Origin of the sequence: Aeromonas sp. R9-2, from assembly GCF_040908025.1 — a bacterium.
In the GTDB taxonomy this organism is placed as follows: domain Bacteria; phylum Pseudomonadota; class Gammaproteobacteria; order Enterobacterales; family Aeromonadaceae; genus Aeromonas; species Aeromonas veronii.
On record NZ_JBFOCX010000025.1, the window covers coordinates 239,375 to 252,823 of the forward strand.

The 13,449-nt window shown below is 57.3% G+C and carries 10 protein-coding genes; 7 read left to right on the plus strand and 3 right to left on the minus strand.

From position 1 onward, the window contains the following. Positions 1–12 precede the first annotated feature (12 nt). Together AB5Y71_RS13450 and AB5Y71_RS13455 are read left to right on the plus strand one after the other, a co-directional pair. Complete coding sequence (locus AB5Y71_RS13450) at positions 13–1,344, plus strand: D-serine ammonia-lyase (protein WP_368171781.1); 1,332 nt, start codon at positions 13–15, stop codon at positions 1,342–1,344. A gap of 308 nt (positions 1,345–1,652) precedes the next feature. Beyond that, positions 1,653–1,829: a hypothetical protein gene (locus AB5Y71_RS13455; RefSeq protein ID WP_005337712.1), complete on the plus strand. Its 177-nt coding sequence runs from the start codon at positions 1,653–1,655 to the stop codon at positions 1,827–1,829. A gap of 72 nt (positions 1,830–1,901) precedes the next feature. On the opposite strand, the gene icd is transcribed toward AB5Y71_RS13455, so the two are convergent. Together icd and AB5Y71_RS13465 are read right to left on the minus strand one after the other, a co-directional pair. Next, positions 1,902–3,155 (minus strand): NADP-dependent isocitrate dehydrogenase, encoded by a 1,254-nt coding sequence (gene icd, locus AB5Y71_RS13460; RefSeq protein ID WP_033114311.1) that lies wholly within the window; start codon positions 3,153–3,155, stop codon positions 1,902–1,904. 156 nt (positions 3,156–3,311) lie between these two features. Beyond that, positions 3,312–4,187, minus strand: a complete 876-nt coding sequence (locus tag AB5Y71_RS13465) for a helix-turn-helix transcriptional regulator (protein WP_368171782.1) — start codon at positions 4,185–4,187, stop codon at positions 3,312–3,314. Between the two features lie 129 nt (positions 4,188–4,316). On the opposite strand from AB5Y71_RS13465, the gene manA reads away from it, so the two are divergent. The 5 genes from manA (at position 4,317) to AB5Y71_RS13490 (ending at position 12,846) form a co-directional block, all read left to right on the plus strand. Then, positions 4,317–5,516, plus strand: coding sequence for a mannose-6-phosphate isomerase, class I (gene manA / locus AB5Y71_RS13470; protein WP_368171783.1), 1,200 nt, complete (start codon positions 4,317–4,319; stop codon positions 5,514–5,516). Between the two features lie 862 nt (positions 5,517–6,378). Further along, positions 6,379–8,019, plus strand: coding sequence for a methyl-accepting chemotaxis protein (locus tag AB5Y71_RS13475; protein ID WP_201950288.1), 1,641 nt, complete (start codon positions 6,379–6,381; stop codon positions 8,017–8,019). 523 nt (positions 8,020–8,542) lie between these two features. Beyond that, the gene (locus AB5Y71_RS13480) at positions 8,543–10,435 is read left to right on the plus strand and encodes a PTS fructose transporter subunit EIIC (protein ID WP_368171784.1); all 1,893 of its coding nucleotides are present in this window, start codon (positions 8,543–8,545) and stop codon (positions 10,433–10,435) included. 233 nt (positions 10,436–10,668) lie between these two features. Further along, positions 10,669–11,421: a DNA/RNA non-specific endonuclease gene (locus tag AB5Y71_RS13485; protein ID WP_047439217.1), complete on the plus strand. Its 753-nt coding sequence runs from the start codon at positions 10,669–10,671 to the stop codon at positions 11,419–11,421. A gap of 321 nt (positions 11,422–11,742) precedes the next feature. Next, the gene (locus tag AB5Y71_RS13490; RefSeq protein ID WP_368171785.1) at positions 11,743–12,846 is read left to right on the plus strand and encodes an ElyC/SanA/YdcF family protein; all 1,104 of its coding nucleotides are present in this window, start codon (positions 11,743–11,745) and stop codon (positions 12,844–12,846) included. Positions 12,847–12,928: 82 nt separating this feature from the next. Here the strand turns inward: AB5Y71_RS13490 and AB5Y71_RS13495 are convergent, their stop codons facing one another. Then, positions 12,929–13,303 carry a DUF805 domain-containing protein gene (locus AB5Y71_RS13495; RefSeq protein WP_005337730.1) on the minus strand — a complete coding sequence of 125 codons (375 nt, stop codon included), beginning with the start codon at positions 13,301–13,303 and terminating at the stop codon, positions 12,929–12,931. Positions 13,304–13,449: the final 146 nt, after the last annotated feature.

A 13,449-nucleotide genomic window follows, 5' to 3' on the forward strand; every position in this document is an offset into this window, starting at 1 on the left:
ACCGAGAACACTATGAAAAACATCGACGTCCAACAGCTCACAGCGCAATTTCCACTGGTGCAATCCCTGATCGCGCTTGAGCCAGTCACCTGGTTCAACCCAAACACCACCACTCTGGCTGCCGGTCTGCCCTATGTGGGGCTCGATAACCACAATGTGGCGGACGCTTCCGCTCGGCTGGCCCGCTTCGCCCCCTACATGTGCGAAGCCTTCCCCGAGACCCGCGCCAGCAACGGCATTCTGGAGTCCGAGATCGCCGCTATTCCGGCGATGCAGGCTACGCTCAACCGGCGCTACGGGGTTGAGGTCACCGGTCGACTACTGCTGAAAAAAGACAGCCACCTGCCCATCTCAGGCTCCATCAAGGCCCGTGGCGGTATCTACGAGGTGCTGACTCACGCCGAACAGTTGGCGATCAAGGCTGGTCTGCTGCGGGAAGAGGATGACTACCGCAAACTGTTCAGCGACGAGTTTCGCCAGTTCTTCAGCCAGTACAGCATCGCAGTGGGCTCCACCGGCAACCTCGGCATGTCTATCGGCATCATGAGCGCCAAGCTCGGCTTTACCGTCACCGTCCACATGTCAGCCGATGCGCGGGAGTGGAAGAAGCGCAAGCTGCGCGAACACGGCGTCATCGTGGTCGAATATGCCGAAGATTACGGGGTGGCGGTGGAACAGGGGCGCAAAGAGGCCGAGCGCGCTCCCAACTGCTTCTTTATCGACGACGAGAACTCCCGCACCCTGTTCCTCGGCTACTCGGTGGCGGGCGAGCGGGTGAAAACGCAGTTCGACCAGATGGGTATAAAGGTGGATGCCGACCACCCGCTGTTTGTCTACCTCCCTTGCGGCGTGGGTGGCGGCCCGGGCGGCGTGGCCTTTGGTCTCAAGCTCGCGTTCGGGGATAACGTCCACTGCTTCTTCGCCGAGCCCACTCACTCCCCCTGCATGTTGCTGGGGGTCCACACCGGATTGCACGATGCCATTGCGGTGCAGGATCTGGGTATCGACAACCTCACCGCAGCCGACGGCCTCGCGGTAGGTCGCGCCTCCGGCTTCGTCGGCCGCGCCATGGAGCGGCTGCTGGCGGGCTTCTACACCCTGAGCGATCAGGAGATGTATGACCTGCTGGGGCTGCTGGCTCGCGATGAACAGATTGAACTCGAACCGTCCGCCCTGGCGGGTATGGCTGGCCCGTGGCGGGTGGCAGCCAATCCCGAGTGGCTCACCGGGCGCGGTTTCGATGCCGCAACCATGGCACAGGCCACCCATCTGGTGTGGGCCACCGGCGGTGGCATGGTGCCTGCCGAAGAGATGGCAAAGTACCTGGCCAGCGCCAAGATCTAGGCTGTTTTGCCACATTTATCTGCAAATCAACCCGCCATCACGGCGGGTTTTCTGTTTTGGGAACAAGGGGATGGGGCAGTTCTGTCGCAATCCATGGCGACAATTTCCCCAAGTTGGTCAGTTTGTGCTAAAATGGCGCTCATTTTTTGACATCTCGCGTCACGTTCGCCGCCAGATTGCCCATTGGGCTCTCTGCCCGGGTCGTGACTTTGCACCATCATGCCTGATGATGTTCCCCCCAGGATGAGCCGACAGGCTCCCGTCAAGGTGGGCACCCTCAAGGGCACATGAGATAAGGAGATCGGGTAATGAAACAATATCAAAGCTGGCTGGGAGATTATCTGATGAGTCGACGTGACGGAGATCACGCGATGGCTTCGGAACTTGCCAACACCATCTGCGCCTTCTGGAAGGCCCAGGGTGATGAAGCAGAAACCAGCAAATGGCAGCAACGCTATCAGCAACACGTAGAGCAGGCGCAATAAGCCCCTTCACTCTTTCGCGATAAAAAAACCGGCGCACATGGCGCCGGTTTTGCGTTTCTGGCAAGCAGCAGATTACATCTGGTCGATCATGTCCTGAGCAAACTGGGAGCAGGAGCGCAGGGTGGCCCCTTCCATCAGACGCTCGAAGTCATAGGTGACGGTCTTGTTGCGGATTGCCGCTTCCATTCCCTTGATGATGAGATCGGCCGCTTCGACCCAGCCCATGTGGCGCAGCATCATCTCGGCGGAGAGGATGAGGGAGCCCGGGTTGACCTTGTCCTGACCGGCATATTTCGGTGCAGTACCGTGAGTTGCCTCGAACAGAGCTACGCCGTCACCAATGTTGGCACCCGGTGCGATACCGATACCGCCCACCTGAGCAGCCAGCGCATCGGAGATATAGTCGCCGTTGAGGTTCATACAGGCGATGACGTCATACTCGGCCGGACGCAGCAGGATCTGCTGCAGGAAGGCATCGGCGATGACATCCTTGATGACGATGGTCTTGCCGGTTTTCGGGTTCTTGAAGGAGCACCAGGGGCCGCCGTCAATCAGCTGGGCACCGTACTCGTTCTGGGCCAGAGCATAACCCCAATCCTTGAAGGCACCTTCGGTGAACTTCATGATGTTGCCCTTGTGCACCAGAGTCACGGAGTCGCGATCGTTGTCGATGGCATACTCGATGGCGGCACGCACCAGACGCTCGGTACCAGCCTTGGACATCGGCTTGATGCCGATACCGCAGGACTCCGGGAAGCGAATTTTCTTCACGCCCATCTCGTTTTGCAGGAAGGCGATCACCTTGTTTGCTTCGGCGCTGTCGGCCTTCCACTCGATACCGGCGTAGATGTCTTCGGCGTTTTCGCGGAAGATCACCATGTCGGTCAGATCAGGACGTTTCACCGGGCTCGGGGTGCCGTCGTAGTAACGCACCGGACGCAGGCAGATGTAGAGATCCAGCTCCTGACGCAGGGCTACGTTGAGGGAGCGAATACCGCCACCGACCGGCGTGGTCAGCGGGCCCTTGATGGCCACGCAATATTCACGAATGAAATCCAGGGTTTCGGCCGGCAGCCAGGCACCTTCGCCATAGACATGAGTCGATTTCTCGCCGGTATAGATCTCCATCCAGGCGATCTTGCGCTCGCCCTTGTAGGCTTTCTCGACCGCAGCATTCACCACATTCAACATGGCCGGGGTTACGTCAACACCGATGCCATCCCCTTCGATAAACGGAATGATCGGATGGTTGGGAACCTGCAGCTTGCCGCTGGCGTCGACTGTGATTTTCTGGCCCTGGGTCGGGATAACTACTTTGCTTTCCATCGGCATCTCCTAACTTCCGTTTGTTATCAACTTGTTTGTTGCGCGCGGCCATCTTAGCCCATTCATTTTCATAATAAAACGACAAGAAAGCATGTCAGACCAAAGAGGTAGCCACCCGCCAGTGCACCGTCACCACGCCTTCCCGACCCAGCCCCGTTATCCCTCCAGCTCGCTGGCCACCGCCTGCGGCTGACTCAGGGAACGATACTGGGAAGGGGTCAAGCCGGTCTTCTGTTTGAACACCCGGCAGAAGTAGTTCACGTCACTGTAACCGCAGCGACTGGCAACCTCCTCAAGACGAAAGCGGTACTTTTTCAGCATGAATTTGGCCCGATCGATCCGCACCCAGCTGATGTAATCGGCAAGGCGCATATGACCCTGCTCGCGAAACAGGTGGGAGAGATGGCTGGCTGAAACGTTGAAGCGGTGGGCAATGGAGTCACGGGTGATGGGACGGTGAAAGTTCTCCTGGATATAGATGCAGATCCCGTGAAAGAGCTCTGCCCCCCGTGGCCGATCCGTGGCGGACTCCAGCAACAGCTGACGGGCACTCGCCAGCAGGGCCTGCAGCAGGTGATCATCGGTGGGGGAGCGACCAGGATCCTCGGTCAGTACGTTCAGCGCCGCCAAAATGTGTTCGATCACATGGCCCGCCCGCGCCATGATGCTGTGCTTTTGCACATCGAAAAAGTCCGGATCTTCACGGCGCTTGCTCACCAGACTGAACCCCAGCTGGCGTTTGCCAAACAGCAGGCTCAGCACCGAGCAGTCGGTGGTCCAGAGCGGCTTGTTCCAGCCGTTGGGAGGGATATAGAGCGCCTGTCCCGGCAATACACTGATCTCTCTGACCCCCTCCTCCCTGTCCCCAATTTGGTTGAGATACTCGCCGCTAAAGACCAGCTCGAGGCGGGGAAAGTTGACCTGATAGCTGAAACTGGGTGGCACCCCCTGTTCACTGGCAAACCAGATTTGGTCAAATGGAACCTGTTCGCTCAGGGCTCCGTCGAGCAGTTGGCTGAAGATGAGAGACATGGTGATCCTGATCAAGAGAGAGGCAAGCGGTTGCGGCGCGCACGACCGCCCATGTTATAGTCCGGTCCACAGCAGTAATGCCACCCTTTTCTGCACCCGATTTTCTTCAAACTAGACGAGGCGTCCCTTATGAGCAGTAGCGATCTGCCCTCCTTTCTGTTGATGCAAAACCCGATTCAAGGCTATGACTGGGGCAGTCATGACTCCCTCACCACCCTGTTTGGCATTCCCAACCCGCAAGGCAAACCCCAGGCCGAGCTCTGGATGGGCGCCCATCCCAACGGCTGCTCCGAGGTAACGCTGGCGGGCAGTGTGCAAAAGCTTTCTACGGTGATCGACCGGGCCCCGGCCGCCGCGCTGGGTGAGGCCACCTTCGCCCGTTTTGGCAGCCTGCCGTTCCTGTTCAAGGTGTTGTGTGCCGAGAAGGCTCTCTCCATTCAGGTGCACCCGAGCAAGGCTCAGGCCGAAGCGGGCTTTGCCAAAGAGGAGGCCGCAGGCATCGATATCAAGGCGAGCAATCGCAACTACAAGGACCCGAACCATAAGCCGGAGCTGGTCTTTGCCCTCACCCCCTATCAGGCGATGAACGGCTTTCGCGCCATCCCCGCCATTCTGGCACTGTTCGAGCGGGTCAATCTGACGGCCATCGCCGATCTGACCGCAGCCCTTGCCGCCAGCCAGAATGAAGCGGGCCTGCAGCACTTCTTCCACCAGCTGCTGGTACTGGAAGGGGCGCGCAAGGAGGAGGCGCTGGCGGGGCTGCTGGCCTATGCCGCCGCCCATCAGGATGAGGAGACCTTTTCCCTTATCACCAGTCTGGCGGCCCAGTATCCGGGCGACGTCGGACTCTTCTCGCCGCTGCTGCTGAACGTGGTGACCCTCAAACCCGGTCAGGCGATGTTCCTCGATGCCTGTACCCCGCACGCCTATGTGCGCGGCACGGGTCTCGAGATCATGGCCAACTCCGACAACGTGCTGCGCGCCGGCCTCACCCCCAAATACATCGATGTGGCAGAACTGCTGGACTGCACCCGCTGCCTGGCCAAGCCGGATGACCAGATCCTGCTTGCTCCCCATGTTGAAGGATCGGTGCAGCACTTCGAGGTACCGGTACCTGACTTCACCTTCAGCGTCTACCCGGCTGGCGAGCATCAGCTCACCACTGCCAGCGCCGAGATCCTGTTTGCCATCGATGACACAGTGACCCTCAAGCAGGGCGAACAGTCACTGCGTCTGGAAAAGGGGCAATCAGCCTTTATTCCTGCAGCGACTGGCAGTTATCAACTGCTGGCCGAAGGGCGGGTCGCCCGCGCCGGCAACCGCTGCTAATCAGCATAAGAGCCGACTCTTGTTGGAGGGGGAATATGCCTCCCCCTCCCAACAGAGCAATATGACCTACCCGTCAAGTCCGTCTGTATCTCTACTGCTCTCTTATGCCTACCTTCCTTCAGGCATCTCGCTCTGAAGTCCATCCCTGAATGCATCCTGCCCACAACCAGCGCCACAGGTTTGTCGCCCAAGCTTGGCGCTCCCCTGATGCAGATGGCTTGGTCTGCTGGAACGAAGAAATTTCCAGCCTGCACAAGCAACGGCGACACTCTGAGTATCCGGCTAAAATGGAGGAAATAAAAATAACAACTCTATCCTCTACTATTTTCACCCCCTGATGAAAACTAAAACAGCACATAGATGCATCGCCATTAAACCTTTCCCCAGCCATCATCATTCGGTCTGGAAACATTTAGCAAACGTAGTCATACAGAACCATTGATAATGCAAACGAAAGGAATCTCTTTTGAATTTTCGAGATGCGGCCCTATTTTCTAGTCGTTCTATAATTTAATTCCAAGCAGATCATTCGTTCTTTGTCGAAAATAACAACTTAATAAAAACAATAAGGCTATGATATATAGCGCCTTTTCTTTTACGCCACACCTTCAGTTGACGTAATCCGTAAAAAAGCCAGGCCGCATGAAATGATAATTTAATCAATTTAAAAGCAGGGTAATGAGAGATTTGATATTTATTTTTTGATATGCCAGCCAAACCTCATTGCAGTAAAGAAATAGACCTTAAATACCCTCTGTGATTAAGATCTCTTTTATTTGATTTATTTTTAAGGTATCACATCCATTCGCCGATATAAATTTCACACAAAGATCCGCTGACAAAAATAGATAAAAGAGGATATATGCTGACAAAAATGACAATTGGGCAAAAGCTGACCATGGCGTTTACCACTCTCGCTTTGTTGATGCTGGGTTTTGCCTGGTTTGCCACTTTACAACTCTCCAATATTTACCGTGACGCCAGTGAGGTCAGCGACAATATCGTTCCCTCCATCCGGGCATCCAGCCAGATGCATGTGTCCTTGCTGGACGCTCGTCGTGCCGAACTGAACATGGTGATAGATGCACTGAGCAAGGATCCCGACTCCCTCAACAGCAGCACACAGTCTTTCGAAGCGGCAAAGAGTCAGTATATGGCCGCCGAGCAACGGTATGGATCAATGCCTTTTGTGTCGGAGCGAGATCGCAACATGTTTGCAGAGCTGAAAACTGCAGCAGCCAAATATTTTTCAGCCCATGGTGACTTGGAAACAGCCATACGGCAGGGAGATATTGCCAAGGTGCAGTCGCTGATCAAAAACGAATCTCGCGCAGCCCTCGAGCAGGCAGGACAGGATGGTCTGGAGCTTCGCAAGGAGAACGATCGGGTCGCCAACCTGCTGACCAAGCAGAGTGAGGCCTCCTATGAACGGGCAAAACTGCTGAGCACTACAGTCGGTGCGCTAACCTTGCTGTTCGTCGTTATTGTGGCCTGGCTGCTGATCCGGCAGATCAGAAATCCTGTGATGACCCTGCTGGAGCAGACACGCCAGGTGGCGGCAGGCAACCTCACCAGCCAACTCGACATGAAGCAATTCTCCCATGACGAACTGGGTAAGCTGGCTCAAGGGTTCAACGAGATGCAATCCAATCTGCGCATGCTGGTCAACGAGGTTTCCGGCTCGGTAGTGCAGTTGGGTGCGGCCGCCGAAGAGATCAGCGCGGTGGCACAGCAATCAGCCAACAACATGGGCGCCCAGCAACATGAGCTCAATCAGCTGGCCACAGCCATGAACGAGATGCAAGCCACGGTACAGGAGGTGGCCCGCAACACCAACGACGCCGCCAGCGCAGCAACGTCAGCCAGCGACACAGCCGCACAAGGCAATGAAACCGTCAATGACTCAATCGGCAGGATTGAAAAGGTGGCTACAGCCATCGAAGAGACTGCTCTGGTGATCCGCCAGCTGGGTGATGACAGCCGAAATATCGGCATGGTGCTTGAAGTCATTCAGGGGATTGCCGAGCAAACCAACCTGCTGGCACTGAATGCGGCAATCGAGGCAGCCCGAGCCGGTGAACAAGGTCGTGGTTTCGCCGTGGTTGCAGATGAAGTCCGCACTCTGGCCAAACGAACCCAAGACTCCACTTCCCAGATCAACCACATCATCTCCGAACTGCAGCAGCGTGCTAACGAAGCGGGCGTCACCATGCAACAGAGTCAGGATATGATGTCCGAGACGGTCCATACTGCTCGCGAAGCGGGAGCCTCTATTGCTGAAATAAGTAGCTCGGTTAACAGTATCTCCCACATGAATATTCAGATTGCCACCGCAACTGAAGAGCAGGGGGCGGTAAGCGAGGAGCTCAATCGCAATGTAGTCAACATCAGCAATGCCTCGGAAGAAGTGGCGACCGGCGCCAAACAAATGGCTCAGGCTTGCAACGACCTCAACCTGTTGGCAACACAACTGCAGGAGGTTGTACGCAAGTTTCGGACATAACGCCCGATTCTCCTCCCCTCATTAATCAGCTCAATAAGGCTGAAGCACTAAACAGCCCGCCATTCATAATAGTGGCGGGCTTTGTCAAATAAGGAACCATACAAAACCCGAAGACACCAATGCTGCACATAACAAGTGAGCAGTGGATGGATTGACTCACATCAAGAGCTGCCCTCTCTCTTTCTGATTGTTATCTCAACGCGTTTTGCCAGCACCTTCACATTTTCCGCCCTCAAAACAGCACACAAATCTCCATACCTCCGAAGACGAAACCTTTTCGTTGCTCTCATACAAGTAGCAAGACGCACTCACAATTAATTGTTTTTATTTAAAAAAATAAAAGAATCGGTATGAATTGGCTTTCATGATGATATGCGAGCTGGGTCACATGGCGACTTGCACAGCACAAAAATCCAGTAAACGACACATTTGTCCGATTTCGGCACCGCGCCAACGGGAGAACAATATCCAGGTCAATTGTTCCCCCCATCATGCGGCTCGGCAACGGAGCCAGGAGAGTAATATGTTACCCACCATGACCAACGGCAGACTCATCTGCCTGGAGTTGAAGGCCACCAGCAAGGAGGCTCTGTTCGACGAGATGGCACAGATGCTGGCGCGCGATGGCGCCGTGTCTGATCAACAGCAATTCGTCAAGGATATCTGGGCCCGCGAGCAGCTGGACTGCACCGGCTTCGAGCAGGGTGTCGCCCTGCCCCATGCCAAGAGCAAGGCGGTCAGTCGTCCGGCCATTGCCATCGGTGTCAGCCGTCAGGGTATCGAGTACGGCGCCGAAGATGGCAAGCCGACCCAGCTGATCTTCATGATCGCCTCCCCGGATGGCGGCGCCAACCACCACATCGAAGTGCTGGCCGAGCTCTCCACCCGTCTGCTGGAACCGGGTTTTATCGAGCAGATGAAAGCGGCCACTACCGTCGAGCAAGCCATGACCCTGCTCAAGCAAGGCCCGAAAATGGAAAAACCGGCGCCAGCCGCCAAACCGGCAGCCACTGCCCCGGCGGCCCCCGAAGAGCGCACCTTCAAGGATCGCCTCAACACCATGAAGCAGCACCTGCTGTTTGGTACTTCCCACATGATCCCCTTCATCGTGGCGGGCGGTGTGCTGCTCTCCCTGTCGGTGATGATGAGCGGCAAGGGCGCCGTACCGGAAGCGGGCTTCCTTAAAGACATGGCCACCATGGGTATCGCCGGTCTGACTCTGTTTACTGCCGTACTGGGTGGCTACATCGCCTACTCGCTGGCTGACAAGCCGGGCCTGGCTCCGGGCATGATCGGCTCCTGGATTGCCGTTCAGCACTATCAAACCGGTTTCCTCGGCGCCATTCTGGTGGGCTTTATCGCAGGTTTCGTGGTCAATCAGCTCAAACGGATCAAGCTGCCTGACTCAATGACCTCCCTTGGTTCTATCTTCATCTATCCGCTGATCGGTTCCTTCCTGGTGTGTGGCATCGTGATGTGGGGGATCGGTGCCCCGATCGCCGCCATGATGGAAGGGATGAACCACTGGCTCTCCAGCATGGCGGGCTCAGGTAAAGTGATGCTGGGTGCCATTCTGGGTGGTATGACCGCCTTCGATATGGGCGGCCCGGTCAACAAGGTTGCGACCCTGTTTGCCCAGACTCAGGTCAACACCCAGCCTTGGCTGATGGGTGGTGTCGGTATCGCCATCTGTGTACCGCCACTGGGTATGGCACTGGCGACCTTTATGTCTCCGAAGCGTTACAAGAAAGAGGAGCGTGAATCCGGTAAAGCGGCCGCCATCATGGGCATGATCGGTATCAGTGAAGGTGCCATCCCGTTTGCCGCTGCTGACCCCATGCGCGTTATCCCGGCCATCGTGGCAGGCGGTATCGTCGGCAACATCACCGGCTTTATGATGCACAGTATCAACCACGCCCCCTGGGGTGGCTGGATTGTCCTGCCGGTTGTTGAAGGCAAGATGGGCTACATCCTGGGTACCATCCTCGGCGCCCTGACCACCGCCATCATCGTCAACCTGCTGAAGAAGCCGGTGAGCGAAGAAGATGACGTGACCGCCACCCAAACCAGCTTCGAAGTCATTGAAGCGGAAGGAGAAGCGGACGTACTGGCCATCACTGCCTGCCCCTCTGGCGTTGCCCACACCTTCCTGGCCGCCAAGAGCCTGCAGAAGGCCGCCGCCAAGCAGGGGATCAAGATCAAGGTCGAGACCCAGGGCGCCAACGGCATCATCAACCGCATTACCGCCAAGGATGTCGCCAACGCCCGCTGCGTCATCTTCGCCCACGACGTGGCTATCAAGAACCGCGAGCGCTTCACCGATATCGAAGTCATCGATGTGAAGACCAAGGAGGCGATTCACAATCCGGAAGCACTGCTGGCCCGCACGCTGGGCAACAAGGCAAACGCCGCCTGATAGCAGTCAGACAGCTCATCACAAGGGGCCCATCGCGGGCCCCTTTTCGTTGTCTGCCGAGCAACCGCACATCATCCCACCGACCAAGCCACTGATTTAAAACATATTAACCTGTCACATCACGGATCTTGGCGAGCCGTCACAGAACGGTGACGTGTAAAAAAACAGCAATTGAAGCGCTGGTCAGATCTCATGTCAAATGGCTCCGCCTACTAAACTGGAGCATCACAAAAATGATAAAAATCAATAAATTGGTTCTGGCTGTTACCCTCACCCTCACTGCCACCCCCTTGCTGGCCGCCCATTGGGAGTGCGGTGAGCACGTGCGCTTCGGCCTGCCCTCCGAATCGGATCAGAAGCTCTGCCGTGAAGGGTATGCGGTCGGCTACAACTACGACTACAAGGTGGCGGACTGGGTCTCCTACCGGATGACAGCCCAGAGCGCACAGGGCACAGTGCCGCGCAAGGATGCCTTCGCCGAGGACAGGGAGATCCCGGTCGCCTACCGCGCCACCCTCTCCGACTACAAGGGCTCGGGCTACGACCGTGGTCATCAGGCCCCGGCGGGGGACATGAAATCGAACAAGAACACTATGAAAGAGAGCTTCCTGCTGAGCAACATGACGCCGCAGATCGGGGTGCTCAACCAGAAGGCGTGGCGCGTGCTGGAGGACAAGGTGAACAAGTGGGCGGTCTCCCGCAAGGATGTGCAGGTGATCACCGGCCCCATCTTTACCGGCTCTGAAGAGTCCATCGGTCAGGGTGTGGCGATCCCGAGCGCCTATTACAAGATCGTGATGGACCCGGCCAGACTGCAGGCCATCGCCTTTATCATGCCGCAGGAAGAGGTGCCCATCAGCCAGATCGCCGACTACCGGGTCTCGGTACGCGAGGTGGAAGAGCAAACCCAGCTCAACTTCTTCAGCGATATGCCTGAAGAGCAGCAAGAGACCCTGGAAGCCCGCATCTCCCCGATGTGGAACTGACCGCGAATACTCATCCGCAGATAGATTGACACCCCATCTGTCTTGAATCGCGATAGAGGGAGGGGCCAGCGCCCCTCCCAGCAGGGGGAGTTACGCTCCCCCTGCCCTTTTCAGATGGCAGCTGACCCGTTGCGGCCATTTTTGCGGCCACTAGTGTGGCATCGCCCGACGACCCGCCCCGACTCACAGTTTGCCGTACCGTTAACTGGTATATTGCCTCTCTTTGGCACTAACAGACTGAATTGACGCACATTTGCCTTATCCCATCGGCCCACAAGCCGCTGCGCCACGGCGCGATTCAGCCCGACAGAGGACCTTTTGATGAAACAGACCCTTCTTGCCCTCACCCTCGGCGGCCTGCTGGCGCTCTCGCCCCTCGCCCTGCAAGCGGCCGAGAGCTCGATGCAAATGGAGCACGACCTCAATACCCAGGTCAACAAACGCCAGGCGGTGGACATGTTGCTCGGCGAAGCGCTGCAGATCTACAAGTCGCCAGCCAAGATCTCCCACGCCGGTTTTACCGCCAAGATGCCGAGCAATATGGAGCTGGTGACCGAGCGGCTGTTGGCCGCCTACCAGCTGGAACCCTACCGCACCGACCTGCTCATCTCGGCGGCCAACGCCCAGATCTACAACGGCAACCTGAGCCGCGCCATCACCTTGCTGGAGCAGGCGCAGGCCGTCGCCCCCGATGATCTCGACATCAACAGCTATCTCGCCATCTGGCAGCTGGTGAAGGGTAACAAGGAGGCTTCCCGCAGCTATCTGGCGAAAGTGGCGGATCGCAACGGCGGCCGCGCCGCCGATCTGGAGGAGATCATCGCCCGGGTGCAGCGGATCACCGCCGCCCCGCTGCAGACCGAACTGACCGAGGATCAGGTCAAGGCCAGCAGGGAGGGCAAACGCGCCATCGTCACCCTGGGCTACGCCCTCAATCCCGACGGCAGCATGGACAAGATCCTGCTGGGCCGTCTGCAAACCACCCTTGATCTGGCCAAAGCCGACCCGGAAGCGCTGCTCATCCTGACCGGCGGCGTGCCCCAGAACCGCCAGACCGAGGGCAAGCTGATGGCCGACTGGCTGGCCAACCATGGCATCGACCGCAGCCGCCTGATTGAAGAGAACTACGCCACCAGCACGGTGGATAACGCCCTCTACAGCGCCTATGCCCTCGCCCGCCACCAGATTGACTATGCGGTGCTGGTAAGCTCCGCCAGCCATGTACGCCGCGGCCAGACTGTGCTGGAAATCGCCTGCGACCAGATTGGCCCGGCCAACCTCAAGGTGGCGAGCGTCAGCTACCCTGACAAGCCCCTCGAGGAGCTGGCCACCCCGAGCGAGAGCGAGCTGCTCGGCATCTACCGCGACGCCCTGCGCACCTACGGCATGTGGAGCTACCGATCTGCCCCGCTGATCGAGCGTTGATCGACCATCAACACGAAAAAGAGAGGGAGGCGTGATGCCTCCCTCTCTTTTTATTGGCCGATGATTGGCCAAGCCGCGCCCGTTAGCTGACGATAAAGCCCTGCGAGGGGGCCGCTTTGGGATCATCACCGAAGCGGTTTGGCCCCTGCTGACCGTTGCAAACCATAAAGTAGATAAGCACCAGGGTGCCGATAATGGGGATAAGCCCGAGCAGCAGCCACCAAGCGCTGCGGTCGGTATCGTGCAGACGACGAGCCGCTACCGCCAGCGAGGGCAGCAGCACAGCCAGCGAATAGATGGAGCTGATCAGCTCATTGTCGCCGCCGATCAGCTTGTCCACCATGCCGAGCAGCAGCATGACGATGACGTTGCACAGCACGAACATCCAGTATTCGGTGCGACGGGCCCGTCCGCTGAATACCGCATATTGCTTGAGGACCGAGATATACCAGTTCATTGCGCCTCCTGAGTGGCCTTTATGCCTATGAATAAAAAAGAGAGTCGATAAAACAAGTAGTTAAGAGCTTAGCGCGATCATCCCCCCCGAGTCGACAATGATGCCCGAACGCCTCCCAAACTAATCAGCTGCGGCAATCATTGACC